The organism is Rathayibacter sp. VKM Ac-2759, from assembly GCF_009834225.1.
Taxonomy (GTDB): domain Bacteria; phylum Actinomycetota; class Actinomycetes; order Actinomycetales; family Microbacteriaceae; genus Rathayibacter.
This window is the reverse complement of the sequence record NZ_CP047176.1, coordinates 1,191,699-1,208,343: the sequence shown is the minus strand read 5'-3', so window position 1 is coordinate 1,208,343 and position 16,645 is coordinate 1,191,699. Positions and strand designations below refer to the sequence as shown.

Here is a 16,645-nt window from a genome sequence, read left to right as displayed (position 1 = left end):
CCGGCGACGTCGCCGGAGGGAGAAGGGGAGCCATGAAGGCAGTGCAGTACCGCGAGATCGGCAGCGAGCCGGTCGTCGTCGAGATCGACAAGCCCGTGCCCGGCCCGGGCCAGGTGCTGCTGCGGGTGACCGCGGCGGGCCTCTGCCACTCCGACTCGTTCGTCATGGGCCTCCCCGAGGACCAGTACAGCTACGGCCTGCCGCTCACCCTCGGTCACGAGGGCGCAGGAGTCGTCGCCGAGCTGGGCGACGGCGTCGTCGGAGTCGACGTGGGCGACTCCGTCGCCGTCTACGGGCCCTGGGGCTGCGGCACCTGCCGCGCGTGCGCCGCAGGACGTGAGAACTACTGCCCCCACGCCGCCGAGCTCGGCATCACCCCTCCCGGGCTGGGCGCGCCGGGCGCGATGGCCGAGTACGTGCTCATCGACGACGTGCGTCACCTGGTGCCGCTCGGCGACCTCGACCCGGTCGAGTCGGTGTCGCTCACCGACGCCGGCCTGACGCCGTACCACGCGATCCGCTCGAGTGCCTCGGTGCTGGTGCCCGGCTCGACGGCGCTCGTGATCGGCAGCGGCGGCCTCGGTCACGTCGGCATCCAGATCCTGAAGGCGATCACGCCCGCCCGCGTGATCGTGCTCGACCTCTCGGACGAGAAGCTCGCCCTCGCCCGCGACGTCGGCGCCGATGAGGCCCTCCGCTCCGACGACCCCGACGTCCTCTCCCGGATCCGCGAGCTCACGGGCGGCGAGGGCGCTCAGGCGGTCTTCGACTTCGTGGGCGCAGAGCCCACCCTCGCGATCGCCCGGCAGGCCGTCGCCCTCGACGGCCAGGTGCAGATCGTGGGCATCGGCGGAGGCGTCCTGCCCACCGGTTTCTTCTCGACACCCATGGGCGCCTCGGTGCGCGCACCCTACTGGGGCTCCCGCACCGAGCTGATGGAGGTGCTCGACCTCGCCCGCGCCGGCCTGGTCCGGGTGCACACCGAGCGCTTCTCGATCGACGAGGCGCCGGAGGCCTACCGGCGGCTGCACGACGGGACCGTGCGCGGAAGGGCCGTCGTCGTGCCGTGACACCCCGTTAGCATGGCCGGGTGACGGACCGACCGCAGCGCGACTTCGACGACCTGCTCCTCGACTCCGCCGGATCGACGCGATCGGAGTCGCGCGTTCCCGCCGAGGCTCCGGCGTCGACCCCGCGGGTGCGCCCCGATGTGCCCCGCGGCTCGTGGTTCGACGACGTCTTCGGCCGTCTCACCGCCACTCCGGCCCGCCGGCGGATCTACGACCTCGGGCTCCCGCTGCTGGTCGTCGTGCTCGCCGCGTTCCTCCGCCTCTGGAACCTCGGCCACCCGCGCTCGCTCGTCTTCGACGAGACCTTCTACGTGAAGGACGCCTGGACGCTCTGGAACCTCGGCTTCGAGGGCGCGTGGCCCGAGGACCCGGACCCGGGCTTCATCGCCGGGAGCGTGGACACGTTCACCGGTGCCCCCTCGTTCGTGGTGCACCCGCCGCTGGGCAAGTGGATCATCGGGCTCGGGATGGGCGCGCTCGGTGCGGACGACAGCGTCGGCTGGCGGATCTCGACGGCGATCGTGGGCATCCTCGCGGTCGCTCTCGTCATCGTGATCGCGAAGCTGCTCTTCCGCTCGACGCTCATCGCCTCGCTCGCCGGCGTCTTCCTCGCGCTGGACGGCCACGCGATCGTGATGTCGCGGGTGTCGCTGCTCGACGGCATCCTGATGTTCGTCGCCCTCTGCGGTGTCGCGGCGGTCCTCCTCGACCGGCGCTGGGCCGAGCTGCGGCTCGCCGAGAAGGTCGCCGCCGGAGCACTGCCGAGCTGGGGTCCTGTGCTGTGGTGGCGGCCGTGGCTGCTCACGGCCGGAGTCTTCTTCGGCCTCGCCGCCGGGGTGAAGTGGACGGGCATCTACTTCCTCGGCGCCTACGGGCTCTACGCGGTCCTCGTCGACGCGATGATGCGCCGCCGGGCGGGCGTGCCGTTCTGGGGCAGCGGCGCGGTCCTCAAGCAGGGCCCGGTCACCTTCCTCCTCGTCGTCCCGATCGCGCTCGTCGCCTACCTCGCGACGTGGCTCGGCTGGCTCCGCACCTCCGGAGGCTGGGCGAGGCAGTGGGCGACGGAGGCGCCGGGCAACGCCTGGACGGGCGCGCTCGCGTGGGTCCCGGACTGGGCGCAGAGCCTCTGGCACTACCACGTGCAGATGTACGACTACTCGATCAACCTGCGCGCCACGCACCCCTACCAGGCCAGCCCGCTGACCTGGCTCCTGATGCAGCGGCCGACGAGCATGTACTTCGTCGACCAGGCGACCGGAGTGGACGGCTGCACGGCCGCGCGCTGCGACGAGGCGATCACCTCGGTCGCGAATCCGCTGATCTGGTACGCCGGAGTGATCGCGCTCGGCTACCTCCTCTACCGCTTCGCCCGCTACCGCGAGTGGCGCGCCGGGTTCGTGCTGATGGGGATCGTCGCCGGCTACCTGCCGTGGATGCTCTACCTCGACCGCACGGTGTTCCAGTTCTACTGCGTGGTCTTCGAGCCCTACATGATGCTCGCGCTCGCCCTCACCGCGGGGATCGTGCTCGGCTCCCCCGGTGACGAGAGGAGGCGGCGCACCCGCGGCATCGTGATCGTCGGCGTCTTCGTGCTGGCCGCCGCGGCGCTCACGGCCTACTTCTACCCGCTGTGGACGGGGCAGCAGACGTCGTTCGCGTTCTGGCAGGCGCACATGTGGCTGCCGTCGTGGGTCTGACCCTCCGCCGTCTCGCCCCCGGAGTCGCGGTCTGCGCGCTCGCCGCGCTGCTGGCGTCCGCCGTGCACACCGCCGTGCCTGCGGTGCCGATGCTGACCGCGGCGGTCGCCCTCGGGATCCTCGTGGCGCAGGTCCCGGCGGCGCGGCCCGCGCTCGGCCGAGTGTCCCCGGGGCTGAAGTTCTCGTCGCGGACCCTGATGCGCACCGGGATCGTGCTCCTCGGGCTGAAGCTCTCGCTCGTGGACATCGCCGCACTCGGCTGGCTCGCGATCCTCGTCGTCGTCGCGATCGTGCTGGCCACCTTCGCCCTGACCTATGCGCTCGGGCGGGCGCTGCGCCTGCCGGGCAGGGAGCCTCTGCTGCTCGCGGCGGGCTTCTCGATCTGCGGCGCCTCCGCGATCGGTGCGATGGCCGGGGCGACGCGCGCGAAGGAGGAGGAGCAGGCCGTGCCGGTCGCGCTGGTGACCCTGTGCGGGACACTCGCGATCGCGATCCTGCCGGCGTTGCAGCATCCGCTCGGGCTCTCGGACCTCGCGTTCGGGCACTGGGTGGGGGCGTCGGTGCACGACGTCGGGCAGGTGGTCGCGACGGCGCAGGTCGCCGGAGCCTCGGCGCTCGCGATCGCGGTCGTCGTGAAGCTGACGCGCGTCGTGATGCTCGCGCCGATGGTCGCGATCGCGGCGGCGGTGTCGCGGCGCGGGGGCGACGGCGGAGGACCCCGGCCCGCCGTCGTGCCGCTGTTCGTCGTGGGCTTCCTCGCGGCGGTGCTGGTGCGGTCGTTCCTGCCGGTGCCGCAGGGGGTCCTCGACGCCGCCGACGTCGCGCAGACCTGGCTGCTGGCCGCCGCGCTGTTCGCGCTCGGCAGCGCGGTGCGGCTCCGCTCGCTCGTCACGACGGGATGGCGCGCGCTGGTCGTCGCGTTCGCCTCGTGGCTGGCGATCGCGGCGATGGCGCTCGCGGCGGTGCACGCCTCGGTGTGAGTGTTACGGGATGCGACACCGCAGGCCCCGGGGTGTCGGTGGCGGCGGCTAACGTCGATCCCATGGCAGATCGCGAGTACGGCTTCAAGACGCGTGCGATCCACGCGGGCAACATCCCCGACCCGGTGACCGGAGCGCGAGCGCTGCCGATCTACCAGACGAGCGCGTTCGTCTTCGACGACACCTCCGACGCGGCCGCCCGCTTCGCCCTGCAGAAGTACGGCAACATCTACTCCCGCCTGTCGAACCCGACGGTCGCGGCGTTCGAGGAGCGGGTCGCGAGCCTCGAGGGCGGCCTCGGCGCCGTCGCCACCGCCTCCGGCCTGTCGGCGCAGTTCGTCACCTTCGCGGCGCTCGTCGGAGCCGGCGACCACGTCGTCTCCTCGGCCAACCTCTACGGCGGCTCGATCACCCAGCTCGACGTGACGCTGCGGCGCTTCGGAGTCGACACCACCTTCGTGCAGTCGAGCGACCCGGCCGACTACGCGGCCGCGATCACCGACAAGACGAAGGTGCTCTACGCCGAGACCATCGCGAACCCCTCCGGCGAGATCGCCGACATCGAGGGCCTCGCCGAGGTCGCGCACGCCGCGGGCATCCCCCTCATCATCGACTCGACGGTGGCCACCCCCTACCTGGTGCGCCCGATCGAGTGGGGCGCCGACATCGTCATCCACTCGGCGACCAAGTTCCTCGGCGGGCACGGCACGACCCTCGGCGGCGTCGTCGTCGAGTCGGGCCGCTTCCACTACTCGCACGAGAAGTTCCCGCTGCTGCACGACGCGGTCGCCTCGTACGGCGGGCTGTCGTGGGACGGCAACTTCGGCGAGTACGGCTTCCTCACGCGGCTGCGCGCCGAGCAGCTGCGCGACATCGGCCCCGTGCTCGCCCCGCACTCGGCGTTCCTGCTCGCGCAGGGCGTCGAGACGCTGCCCTACCGGATCCAGGCCCACGTCGACAACACCCGCCGCGTCGCGGAGTGGCTCGACGCCGACGAGCGGATCGAGGCCGTCTACTGGGCGGGCCTCCCCGAGCACCCGCACCACGCCCGCGCGCAGAAGTACCTGCCGAAGGGCCCCGGCTCGGTCTTCAGCTTCGTGGTGAAGGGCGGCCGAGAGGTCGGGCAGACCTTCATCGAGTCGGTCGACCTCGCCAGCCACCTCGCCAACATCGGCGACGCGAAGACGCTGATCATCCACCCCGCCTCGACGACCCACGCGCAGCTCACCGAGCAGCAGCTGCTGCACGCGGGCGTCCTCCCGGGTCTCGTGCGCCTCTCGGTCGGCATCGAGGACGCGGACGACATCATCTACGACCTCGACCAGGCGCTGACCCGCGCGGTCGAGAAGCACGGCACCCCCGAGGCGCCCACCGAGTTGCCGGACGACGTCTCGGTCACCATCGACTCCCCCACCGTGGAGGTCTGAGCATGAGCACGACCGATGAGAACGTCGTCGCGCAGCTGTCCAACGGGCTGAGCTGCTCCGTTCCCGCGAGCTCGCCGCTCGCGAAGCTGCTGAAGTCGCAGCGCACCTGGGTCGGCCCCGACGCGAAGCAGCGCCTCGACATCCTCCGCCGCGCCAAGACGGTCGCGATCGTCGGAGCGTCGCCCAACCCGGCGCGCTCGTCGTACTTCGTCTCGACCTACCTGCAGCAGTCGAGCGACTACGAGCTGTTCTTCGTGAACCCGAACGCGACCGAGATCCTCGGGCAGCCGGTCTACAGGAGCCTGGCGGATCTCCCCGTCGTCCCCGACATCGTCGACGTGTTCCGCAAGGCGAGCGACATCCCCTCGGTGATCGACGACGTCGTCGCGATCGGCGCGCCTACCGTCTGGGTGCAGCTCGGCATCTGGAACCAGGAGGCGGCCGAGTACGGCGAGTCGAAGGGCCTGACGGTCGTGATGGACCGCTGCATCAAGGTCGAGCACGCGCGGTTCCACGGCGGACTGCACCTGCTGGGCTTCGACACCGGGCAGATCACGGCGCGCAAGACGCTGCGCTGAGGCGGTCCGACCTCGTCGACGACCCCTTCTGCGCGGCGGCGTAGTCTCGGGACATGAGTGCCTACGTCTCCGTCCTCGACCTGTTCAGCGTCGGGATCGGACCCTCGAGCTCGCACACCGTCGGCCCGATGCGCGCGGCGCTGGCGCTGGCTGAGCGCCTGCGCGCGGCGGGGCTGCTCGGCACGGTCACACGAGTCGGCTGCACGCTGTACGGCTCGCTCGGGTCGACCGGGATCGGCCATGGAACCCCCGACGCCGTCGTCGCCGGGCTGTCGGGCCTCGCACCCGAGACCTGCGACCCCGACGCCGTGCGCGGCGCCTGGCGGAGGCTCGACGAGGACGCCGAGATCCTGCTGGCCGGCGAGCAGCGGCTGCCGATGACCCGCGACGACGTCGCCTTCGAGCCGCGGACCCGCCTCCCGGAGCACCCGAACGCGCTCACCTTCAGCGTCTGGCTGGGCGACGAGGCGCTGCCGGCGTGGGAGGAGACGTACTACTCGATCGGCGGCGGCTTCATCCGCCGCGCGGGAGAGCGCGCCGACCTCGCGGCGCTGGCCGCGCATCCGTACCCCTTCGTCTCGGCCGTGGATCTGCTCGCGATCTGCGACCGGACCCGGTCGAGCATCGACGAGATCGCCGCCGCGAACGAGCGGGCGCTGCATCCCGACCAGGACATCGACGCGCGCCTGGACGCCATCTGGGACGCGATGGCCGCCTGCGTCGAGCACGGCCTCGCGACCGACGGCGTGCTCCCCGGCGGGCTCGAGGTGCGCCGGCGGGCGTCGCTGATGCGCGAGCGGCTCGAGGCGTTCGAGGTCGACCCGCTCGACCGCGCCCGCGCCACCTCGGTGGAGTGGCTGCACGCCTTCGCCCTCGCCGTGAACGAGGAGAACGCCGCGGGCGGGCGCGTGGTGACGGCACCGACCAACGGCGCGGCGGGGATCATCCCCGCCGTCGCGCACTACTACCTCCGCTTCGTGCCGGGCGCAGATCGCGCTGGGGTCCGGAGGTTCCTCCTGACCGCGACGGCGATCGGCTCGCTGTGCAAGACGAACGCGTCGATCTCGGGGGCGGAGGCGGGGTGCCAGGGCGAGGTCGGCTCGGCGTGCGCGATGGCCGCCGGTGCGCTCTGCGCGGTCCTCGGAGGCACGCCGCGGCAGGTCGAGAACGCCGCCGAGATCGCGATGGAGCACCACCTCGGCCTCACCTGCGATCCGGTCGGCGGGCTCGTGCAGATCCCGTGCATCGAGCGCAACGCGATCGCGGCGTCGACCGCGGTCAGCGCCGCGCGCCTCGCGCTGCACGGCGACGGCATCCACCGCGTCTCGCTCGACACGGTGATCGAGACGATGCGGCAGACCGGCATCGACATGTCCTCGAAGTACAAGGAGACCAGCGAGGGCGGCCTGGCGGTCAACGTCATCGAGTGCTGACGATCGGTCACCCTGTCGCCGAACCGGCCAGTTCTCGCCGAGCCGCCACGATGACCGGGACGCCTCGCTGAAGAAGCAGGTGTCTCGAGCACCCGTCATCGCTCCCGAGGCAGCCCGGCCGCGAGGAGCAGCGCGATCAGGGGTGCTCCGGCGATCGCGTCCTTCCACTCCCACCGGACCACGCGCGGGCCGAGCAGGCGCAGCGCGTTCTCACGGCGCTTCTCGCGGAAGATCGCCTCAGTGACCCCCGATGCCCCGAGCGAGTACTTCGCCCGTCCGGCCGCTTCTCCGACGAGGCCGTGCTCAGGCCAGTCGAAATCGGTCACGGCCCGCCCTCCTCCGGGGAGTGTCCAGACATGCTGGAGTCGCGGGGCGGGAAGACCTGCGACGGCCATCTCCACCCTGCTGACGGACTCCAGCGGAGATTCGGCCCGCGCGTCCGCGAACGCGATCACCTCTCTCGCCTTCCGGACACCGCGCGCCGACCCGAACCTCGACAGACGTTCGGTCAGGCGGTCGCGCATCACCTCGGGATCGCGAGCGGCGAGCGCTTCGCGGTGCAGCACGTCGTCCACCGCGACCACGCCGCGCCGGAACCCGGAGCACCGGGCCACATCGACCACCGTGTCGATGATCGACGACACCACGACGCCGTCCACCAGCACCTCCTCCGGCGCGATCGCGAACTCGCGCTCCCGGACGGCGTTCCGGCTTCTGCTGCCCACGCCTGCTCGAGCGAGCACGTGGACTCGCGAGTCGAGTCCGTCGATCAGGGGGATCCCGTGCAGGAGGGCCGCCGACTCGCCGACGAGAACGCCTTCCTGTCTGAGCCCCACCGCCGCTCGAGCGCGCGCGTGCTGCCGAGCGCGCTCATCCGCCTCCTGCCACGCCGCCGCAGGCACCCGCACACCTCGCCGGATCGCCGTGAAGCACCCCGCGTCTGCAAGCACAGTCGAGGCGCCACGAGCACGCAGATCACGGACGAAGAACAGCGGCAGCTCGGTCATGCACCGATGCTGACGCCGCTGCCGCGCGCCCGGAGCACGGATCAGCAGGCTGTGGACGGCGTGAACCTGTGGAGGCACGACGGCATGCGCCTCTCGAAGTGTCGAGGCGCCGTGCTCGCCGCCGAGACACCACTGCGAGAGCGGCGTCTCGGCAGAAACGCGGCACCTCGTCGGCGGGCGCGGGGCGGTGCGTGAAGCGGGGTTACGCGCCGGGGTGCGGGTGTCGGGGGTGCGGCCTACCGTGAGGGCATGAGCAGCTCGCCCTACCTGACCCGGCCGATCGTCTCGACGCAGTGGCTGGCCGACCAGCTGGGGCGCGAGCACCTCGTCGTCATCGACGCCAGCGTGCTGTTCGTGCCCGGCTTCGACGGCCGCTACCGCTACCTCAGCGGTGAGGACCAGTACCTCGTCGAGGGCCACGTGCCCGGAGCCGTCTTCGCCGACCTGATCGAGCACCTCTCGGACGCCGAGGCGGCGTACCCGTTCAGCCGCCTCGCCCCCGAGCGCTTCGCGGCGGCGCTCGGCGCGCTGGGCATCGACGACGACGCGGTCGTCGTGGTCTACGACTCGGCCGTGGGGCAGTGGGCGTCGCGGCTCTGGTGGCTGCTGCGCGCCGCGGGTCACGACTCCGTCGCCGTCCTCGACGGCGGGCTCACCGCCTGGCGGCAGGAGTCGCGGCCGATCGAGACGGGGCACGTCGCTCCGACGCCGTCCTCGGGCATCACGGTCCGCGAGGAGCGCCCGCTCTGGATCGACAAGGCCGGCGTCGAGCGGATCGTGCAGGGCGACGAGCCCGGCACCCTCGTCTGCGCGGTGCCGCCCAAGGAGTTCACCGGCGAGGCCGGCCAGCGGCCGCGCCGGGGGCATCTCCCCGGCTCGGTCAGCGTGCCCGCGGCGCGCCTCGTCGACCGCACGGCGAACACGATCCTGCCGGCCGCGCGCCTCCGCGAGCTCTTCGCCGATGTGCTCGGCGCCGAGCGGATCGTCCTCTACTGCGGCGGCGGGGTCGCCGCGGCCGCCGACGCTCTCGCGCTGAGCCTGCTCGGGCGGGACGACGTCGTGATCTACGACGGCTCGCTCAACGAGTGGGCGGCCGACCCCGAGGCGCCGCTCGTGGTCACCGCGGCCTGAGCACCGAGGGGAGGCTCGTCGTCGGCAGCGCGCAGACGAACGCGTCGCACGCGTAGGCGGTCGGCAGGGCGTCGCGGGACACCCGGCCCTCGAACAGCTCGAAACCCGCCTCCGCCCACGCGGCGGCGGCCTCGTCCGACACGGCGACCGCGATGCCGAGGTCCGCGGTACGCGCGCCCGTCAGCAGCCCGGCCGCCTCCCCCGGAGCGACCAGCACCAGCTGCGTCACGGGCCGCGCCAGCCGTGTCGCCAGCGCGAGCACCGCTCCGAAGCCCATCGGCTGCGCGACGGCCCCCGGCGCGACCGCGGCGACGACCGCCTCCGCCGCCTCGCGGTAGCGCAGCCCGCCCGTCAGCAGGTACAGCTCGTGGGCGGCATCGGCCGCGGCCGAGAGACCGGAGGGGTACGCCCCCTCCGACGGGTCGGCCGCCAGCAGCAGGCCGCGCGCGGTGAGCGCGGGATCGCCCCCGCCCGGCAGCGCGAACGGCGGCCACGAGTCCGCCGCCTCGAGCGCGCCGTCGACGAGCGTGCGCGCCGCGCAGGCGTAGCGGGGCGACCCCTCGGCGACGGCGAGGCGCAGGAGTCCGCCGGCGAGCATCCCCAGATCCTCGAGCGCGGGGCGTGCGGCCGACACCGCGTCGCCGAGGGAGGCGCGGACGACGAGCTCGCCGTCGACCAGGTGCCGGTCGAGGAGGAAGTCGGCCGCACCCCGGGCCGCGTCGATCCACTCCTCGCGGCCGAGCGCCCGGCCGGCGCGGGCCAGCGCCTGGATCGCGAGGCCGTTCCAGCCGGTGACCACCTTCTCGTCGAGCGCCGGCGGCTCGAGTCCGTCGCGATCCTCCGCGAGGTAGTAGCCGCCCTCGGAGCGCTGCCCGTCGACGAGGCTCTCGGAGTCCTGCGCGCTGGCGAAGCCGCCACCCGGTCGCCGGAGCGTGGTGAGCAGGAAGGAGGCGATCCCCTCCGCGACCCCTGTCAGCGCGGCGGTGTCGGTGCCGTCGCGGCCGAGCAGCACGGCGGCGACGTCCAGGAGCAGCGCGTTGTCGTAGAGCATCCGCTCGTAGTGCGGGTCACTCCAGTCGGCGCGGGTGGCGTAGCGGAAGAAGCCGCCGTCGCGATCGCGCAGCGGCGAGCGGGCGAGGGTGAGGAGGGTGCGCTCGGCCAGCGCGGCGCCCGAGGGCCGCGAGGCGAGGAAGCCGAGCACCGGCGCGACGGGGAACTTGGGGGCGCCGCCGAAGCCGCCGTGCTCGCGGTCCTCCTCCTCCGCGAGCCACCGGACGGCGGCGTCGAGCGCCGCGTCGTCGGGGAGGCCGGGCGAGGCGGGGCGCTCGGCGGTGGCCTCGCGGAGGGCGGTGGCCAGCGAGCCGGCGGTCGCGTGCACCTCGTCGCGGCGCAGGCGCCACGCCTCGGACACGGCGTCGAGGACGTCCGAGAAGGCGGGCGTGCCGCCGACCGCGCGCGGCGGGAAGTAGGTGCCCGCGTAGAACGCCTCGCCGCCGGGCGTGGTGAAGACGGTGAGCGGCCAGCCGAGGTGGCGCGTGAACGCGCTCGCGGCGGTGAGGTAGGCCGTGTCGACGTCGGGGTGCTCCTCGCGGTCGACCTTCACGGCGACGAAGCCGGAGTTCAGCCGTGCGGCGAGCACCGGGTCCGAGAAGGACTCGCGGGCCATCACGTGGCACCAGTGGCAGGTCGCGTAGCCGATCGAGACGAGCACGGGCACATCGCGGCGCACCGCCTCGGCGAACGCCTCCTCGCCCCAGGGGAACCAGTCGACGGGATTGTCCGCGTGCGAGCGGAGGTAGGGGCTGACACTCGAGCGCAGTCGTTCGGCCATTCCTCCACGCTAGACCGGGTCGTCGGCGGCGCCGAGGGGCTTGCCCGCGCGCAGAACGCCGGCCGGGACCGCGCCGCGGGCACCCTCGCGCGCGACGAGCGCCCTCAGCCGACGTTCTGCAGCGACTCCTCGCGCGACGGGGACGGGACCAGCGGGAGGGCGATCGCCGGGGCCAGGGCGACCGCCGCGAACGCCAGCGGGTAGCCGACCAGGCCGATCAGCGCCCCCACGGCCGGTGCGGCGATCGCCGCGGCCGCGAACTGCCCGGTGTTCTGCGCGCCGAGCGCGCGCCCCGACCACGAGGGTCCCGCGATCTCTGCGACCGAGGTGAAGGCGAGCCCGTTGTCGGCGACCGAGATCGTCGTCGCGGCGATGAAGAGGACCGCCGCGACCGCGACACCCGCGTGCACCGCGCTGGTGCCGGCGAGCAGCAGCAGGGCGACGATGCCGACCGCGGAGACCCACCGCAGCGGGCGCAGCCGCGAGCCGACGCGGTCGCTGAGCACGCCCACCGCGATCCTGCCGAACGCCCCGGCGAACTGGGCGAGCGCGACGAGCACGCCGGCGGCGACCGGATCCCAGCTCTGGTCGGCGATGAGCCAGACCAGGCCGAACGTCGATAGCGTGAACTGCGGCAGCACCAGCAGGGCCGAGACGCCGTGGATGCGCCAGAGCGCGCCGTTCGCCCGGTAGGGGTTCACGGCCGCCGGGGCGCCCTCTCCGCGCGCGGGCCGGGGCGGGTCGACGATGCCGAGGCCGCACGCGACCGCGAGCACGGCGAGCAGCACGGCCGGCAGCGCGAGTGCGGCGGGGATGCCGGCGGCCGCGGCGAGCGGCGGGATCGACAGCGAGGCGACCGCCACGCCGAGCGGCTGGCTCATCTGCCGGATGCCCATCGCCAGCCCGCGGCGGTGGCGGGGGAACCAGCCGATCACCACGCGCCCGCTGGCCGCGTTGACGCTGCCCGAGGCCATCCCTCCGAGCAGGAGGAACGCACCGAGCGCGATCAGATCGCCCGTGAGCATCGCCGCGACGGCCGCGAGCGCGGTGGCGCCGACTCCGATCGCGATCACCAGGCGCTCGCCGTACCGGTCGGCCAGCGCTCCCCACGCGACCAGGGTCAGCACCAGACCGACGTTGGGCGCGGAGGCGAGCAGCCCCGCCTGCGCCAGCGAGTAGCCGTACTCGGTGTGCAGCAGCGGGATCAGGAACGGCGGCACCGAGACGAAGACGGTGGTGGCGGCCTGGGCGCCGACGCCGAGCGAGAGCATCAGCCAGGGGCGAGGAGTGCGGGACACGGTTCTCTCCTGAGACAGGGGTGGATCAGCGCTCGAAGAACCAGCCGCTGGGGCGGCTCGGGCCCGCGGAGGCCCCGCCGCCCGCGCCGCGCCCGCCGCGCCTCCCGAGCACGAGGTAGGCGATGCTGCCGAGGAACGGCGCGATCACGATGAACGCGACCCACGACACCTTCGCGACCTTCGACAGCCGCTGGTTCGAGAGCACTCCCGAGATCGCGAACAGCAGCAGCACGATGTTGAGCACCACGAGCAGGGACTGCGGGTTCATGCGGGTCGTCCGTTCTGATCGTGGGCCGGAGCATTCTCGCACGCGGCCGTAGGATGGAGGGCTCATGTCAGACGTCCTCAGCATCCGCTATCCGCCCGAACTGCCCGTGTCGGCGCGACGCGACGACATCGCGGCAGCGATCCGCGACAACCAGGTCGTGATCGTCGCCGGAGCGACCGGATCGGGCAAGACGACGCAGCTGCCCAAGATCCTGCTCGAGCTCGGCCTCGGCAGCATCGCTCACACGCAGCCGCGCCGCATCGCCGCGCGCACGATCGCCGAGCGCATCGCGGAGGAGCTCGACGACGAGGTCGGCGGGATCGTGGGCTACCAGGTCCGCTTCACCGACAAGGCGAGCGCCTCGACGCGGATCAAGCTGATGACCGACGGCATCCTGCTCAACGAGATGAACCACGACCGGATGCTCAGCCGGTACGACGCGATCATCATCGACGAGGCGCACGAGCGCAGCCTCAACATCGACTTCCTGCTCGGCTACCTGCACCGCCTGCTGCCGCAGCGGCCGGAGCTGAAGCTCGTGATCACCTCGGCGACGATCGACCCCGCGAGCTTCGCGAAGCACTTCGCCGATGCGGAGGGGAAGCCGGCTCCGGTCATCGAGGTCTCCGGCCGCACCTACCCCGTCGAGATCCGCTACCGCCCCCTGGTGGCCGAGGAGCCGGAGGAGGACGACGACACCGACACTCCCGACGCGACCGCGGGCAGCCGCGATCTGATGACGGGCATCGCCGATGCCCTCGCCGAACTGGCCCGCGAGGACGCGGGCGACGTGCTCGTCTTCCTCTCGGGCGAGAACGAGATCCGCGACGCGGAGGACGCGATCCGCGGCCGGAACCTGCCGGGCACCGAGGTCCTCCCCCTCTACGGCCGGCTGTCGGCCGCCGACCAGCACCGCGTCTTCGAGCGCTCGCGCACCCCGGGCGTCCGCCGGCGCGTCGTGCTGGCCACGAACGTCGCCGAGACGAGCCTCACGGTGCCCGGCATCCGCTACGTGATCGACGGAGGCACGGCCCGCATCTCGCGCTACAGCGCGCGCTCCAAGGTGCAGCGCCTCCCCATCGAGGCGGTCTCGCAGGCGTCGGCGAACCAGCGGTCCGGCCGCTCGGGCCGCACCAGCGCGGGCATCGCGATCCGGCTGTACTCGGAGGAGGACTACCTCCGCCGCCCGGAGTACACCGATCCCGAGATCCTCCGCACGGGTCTGGCCGCGGTCATCCTGCAGATGATCTCGCTCGGGCTCGGCGACATCGCCTCCTTCCCGTTCCTGACGCCTCCGGACTCGCGAGGCATCAAGGACGGCCTCGACCTTCTCACCGAGCTCGGCGCGATCCGCGCCCAGGGCGAGTCGAGCACGCGCACCGCGCCCGCGGCGCCGCAGCTGACCCGCATCGGCCGCGACCTCGCGCGGCTGCCGATCGACCCGCGCTTCGGGCGGATGGTGATCGAGTCGCGCAAGCACGGCGTCAGCCGCGAGGTGATGGCGATCGTCGCGGGGCTGACGATCCAGGACGTCCGCGAGCGCCCCCTCGAGCGCCGCGCGCAGGCCGACCAGCAGCACGCGCGCTTCGTCGACCCGACCAGCGACTTCCTCACCCTGCTGAACCTCTGGAACCACCTGGAGGAGAAGCAGCAGGAGCTCTCCTCCAGCGCGTTCCGCCGGCTCTGCAAGGCCGAGTACCTCAACTACCTGCGCGTGCGCGAGTGGCAGGACGTGTTCCGGCAGCTGCGCCAGCTCGCCCGGCCGCTGAAGCTCGAGATCGGCGAGCCCAGGGTCGACCCCGACGGGATCCACCGCTCGCTGCTCGCGGGGCTGCTCTCGCACCTCGGCATCAAGGACACCACCTCGCAGCAGGCTCAGCGTGCCGCGAAGAGCCGCGAGCGCCAGAGTGTGCAGTACGTCGGCGCGCGCAACGCCAAGTTCTCGATCTTCCCGGGCAGCGCGCTCGCCAAGAAGCTGCCCGATGCCGTGATGAGCGCCGAGCTGGTCGAGACCAGTCGCCTGTTCGCGCGCTCCAACGCCGCGATCGATCCGGCGTGGGCGGAGGCGATCGCGGGCGACCTCGTGAAGCGGCAGTTCAGCGAGCCGCACTGGGAGAAGTCGCAGGGCGCCGCCGTCGCGTACGAGAAGGTCACCCTCTTCGGGGTGCCGATCATCGCCCGCCGGCGCGTGCAGTTCTCGCGGATCGACCCCTCCTACGCCCGCGAGCTGTTCATCCGGCACGCCCTGGTGGAGGGCGAGTGGGAGTCGCGTCACGCGTTCGACCGCAAGAACCGCGCCCTGCGCGCCGAGCTCGAACGGCTCGAGGAGCGCACCCGGCGCCGCGACCTCCTCGTCGACGACGAGGCCGTCTTCGACTTCTACGACCGCCGCCTCCCCCGCGACATCCACTCGGTGCGCTCGTTCGACTCCTGGTGGCGGACGGCGCAGCACGACGAGCCCGACCTGCTGACGATGACCCAGCAGACCCTGCTGCCCGAGGACGCGGAGGAGATCGACGAGACCGCGTTCCCGACCCAGTGGCGCCAGGCCGACCAGCGCCTGCGCCTCTCGTACCGGTTCGAGCCGGGCACCGAGGAGGACGGCGTCACGGTGCACGTGCCCCTCGCCCTCCTGCCCCGCGTCTCGCCGCTGGGCTTCGACTGGCTGGTCCCCGGGCTCCGCGACGAGCTGGTGGCCGCCATGATCAAGGCGCTGCCCAAGCACCTGCGCCGCAACGTCGTCCCGGCGAACGACTGGGCCCGCCGGCTGACGGCCGCGCTCCCCCACGACGTCCCGAACCCTCCGACGGAGTCGTTCGCCGCGACCCTCGCCGCCGCCATCCAGCGCGAGGCGGGCGTCGTGGTGAAGGCCTCCGACTTCGACCTCGAGCGGATCCCCACGCACCTCCGGGTGACCTTCGCGATCGCGGACGAGCGCGGGCGGACCCTCGCCGCCGGCAAGGAGCTCGCGCCGCTGGCCGAGCGCCTGCGCGGCCGGGTCCGCGACGAGGTCGCCCGCGTCGTCGAGGCGCGCGTGCCCGACGCGCTCGAGCGCCGGGGCCTGAAGACCTGGGACATGCCCGAGCTCCCCCGCACGACCGACACCCGGCAGGGCGGCAACACCATCCGCGCCTACCCGGCGCTCATCGACGACGGCGACTCGGTGTCGATCCGCCTGCTGGCGACCGCCGAGGACCAGGCGCGCGAGCACCCGCGGGGCGTCCGCCGCCTCCTGCTGCTCGCGACGCCGAGCCCGGTCGCCTACGTGCAGCAGCACCTCACCTCGCACGAGAAGCTCGTGCTCGCGCAGAGCCCGTACCAGAACACCACGGCGCTGTTCACCGACTGCCTGCTCGCCTGCGTCGACGCGGTGCTCTGGCGGATGAAGCCCGACGGGATGCTGTTCCTCCGCGCCGAGTTCGACGCCGTGCGCGACCGCGTCTCGGCGAGCGTGATGGACTCGATGTTCGAGACCGTGAAGACGGTCACCACGATCCTGACGACCGCCCGCGGCGTCGAGAAGGCGCTGAAGGCGTCCTCGAGCATGGCCCTGCTGCCGGCGCTGACCGACGCGCGGGAGCAGCTCTCGGGCCTCGTCTACCCGGGCTTCGTGTCGGCGACCGGCGTCGAGCGCCTCCGCCACCTGCCCCGCTACCTCGCGGCGATCACCGAGCGCTTCGGCAAGATCGGCGAGAACGTCGGCCGCGACCGCGTGTGGCTCAACGAGGTGCAGGCGGCTCAGGAGCTCTACCGCATGGCCGGCGGCGTGCGCCCGCTGCCGCCGCACGCGCCCGAGAACCTCGCGCGCGCCCGCTGGATGATCGAGGAGCTGCGGGTCAGCTTCTTCGCGCAGGGGCTCGGCACGGCCGAGAGCGTGTCGCTGCAGCGCATCCGCAAGGTGCTCGCGGGCTGAGGTCCACCGAGC

At 72.9% G+C, this 16,645-nt stretch carries 12 protein-coding genes; 8 read left to right on the top strand and 4 right to left on the bottom strand.

The genetic code is table 11. The annotated features are described in order from the left end of the window. Nucleotides 1-32: 32 nt before the first annotated feature. The 6 genes from GSU68_RS05470 to GSU68_RS05445 all read left to right on the top strand — a co-directional run bounded on the left by GSU68_RS05470 (nt 33) and on the right by GSU68_RS05445 (nt 7,185). Nucleotides 33-1,070, top strand: coding sequence for an NAD(P)-dependent alcohol dehydrogenase (locus tag GSU68_RS05470; RefSeq protein WP_159906195.1), 1,038 nt, complete (start codon nt 33-35; stop codon nt 1,068-1,070). Nucleotides 1,071-1,090: 20 nt separating this feature from the next. Further along, complete coding sequence (locus GSU68_RS05465) at nt 1,091-2,767, top strand: phospholipid carrier-dependent glycosyltransferase (RefSeq protein WP_244259400.1); 1,677 nt, start codon at nt 1,091-1,093, stop codon at nt 2,765-2,767. Beyond that, nucleotides 2,746-3,747 (top strand): putative sulfate exporter family transporter, encoded by a 1,002-nt coding sequence (locus tag GSU68_RS05460; protein WP_244259399.1) that lies wholly within the window; start codon nt 2,746-2,748, stop codon nt 3,745-3,747. The genes GSU68_RS05465 and GSU68_RS05460 overlap by 22 nt, the downstream gene beginning before the upstream one ends. A 62-nt stretch (nt 3,748-3,809) precedes the next feature. Continuing rightward, a complete protein-coding gene (locus GSU68_RS05455; protein ID WP_159906193.1) occupies nt 3,810-5,174 on the top strand; it encodes an O-acetylhomoserine aminocarboxypropyltransferase/cysteine synthase family protein in 1,365 nt (454 codons plus the stop codon). 2 nt (nt 5,175-5,176) lie between these two features. Beyond that, nucleotides 5,177-5,752, top strand: coding sequence for a CoA-binding protein (locus GSU68_RS05450; RefSeq protein WP_159906191.1), 576 nt, complete (start codon nt 5,177-5,179; stop codon nt 5,750-5,752). Nucleotides 5,753-5,805: 53 nt separating this feature from the next. After that, a complete protein-coding gene (locus GSU68_RS05445; RefSeq protein WP_159906189.1) occupies nt 5,806-7,185 on the top strand; it encodes an L-serine ammonia-lyase in 1,380 nt (459 codons plus the stop codon). Between the two features lie 95 nt (nt 7,186-7,280). On the opposite strand, the gene GSU68_RS05440 is transcribed toward GSU68_RS05445, so the two are convergent. Continuing rightward, nucleotides 7,281-8,192, bottom strand: coding sequence for a hypothetical protein (locus GSU68_RS05440; protein ID WP_159906187.1), 912 nt, complete (start codon nt 8,190-8,192; stop codon nt 7,281-7,283). Nucleotides 8,193-8,441: 249 nt separating this feature from the next. Between GSU68_RS05440 and GSU68_RS05435 the strand changes: the two genes are divergently transcribed. Further along, on the top strand, nt 8,442-9,323 hold the full coding sequence (locus tag GSU68_RS05435; RefSeq protein WP_159906185.1) for a rhodanese-like domain-containing protein: 882 nt from the start codon (nt 8,442-8,444) through the stop codon (nt 9,321-9,323). Here GSU68_RS05435 and GSU68_RS05430 read toward each other — a convergent pair. The 3 genes from GSU68_RS05430 to GSU68_RS05420 all read right to left on the bottom strand — a co-directional run bounded on the left by GSU68_RS05430 (nt 9,310) and on the right by GSU68_RS05420 (nt 12,720). Beyond that, on the bottom strand, nt 9,310-11,154 hold the full coding sequence (locus GSU68_RS05430) for a DUF255 domain-containing protein (protein WP_159906183.1): 1,845 nt from the start codon (nt 11,152-11,154) through the stop codon (nt 9,310-9,312). The two genes, GSU68_RS05435 and GSU68_RS05430, sit on opposite strands and share 14 nt — an antisense overlap. Before the next feature lie 104 nt (nt 11,155-11,258). Further along, nucleotides 11,259-12,452, bottom strand: coding sequence for an MFS transporter (locus GSU68_RS05425; protein WP_348272513.1), 1,194 nt, complete (start codon nt 12,450-12,452; stop codon nt 11,259-11,261). Nucleotides 12,453-12,477: 25 nt separating this feature from the next. Then, nucleotides 12,478-12,720: a PLDc N-terminal domain-containing protein gene (locus tag GSU68_RS05420; RefSeq protein WP_159906181.1), complete on the bottom strand. Its 243-nt coding sequence runs from the start codon at nt 12,718-12,720 to the stop codon at nt 12,478-12,480. Between the two features lie 64 nt (nt 12,721-12,784). On the opposite strand from GSU68_RS05420, the gene hrpA reads away from it, so the two are divergent. After that, complete coding sequence (gene hrpA / locus GSU68_RS05415; RefSeq protein ID WP_159906179.1) at nt 12,785-16,633, top strand: ATP-dependent RNA helicase HrpA; 3,849 nt, start codon at nt 12,785-12,787, stop codon at nt 16,631-16,633. Nucleotides 16,634-16,645 lie beyond the last annotated feature (12 nt).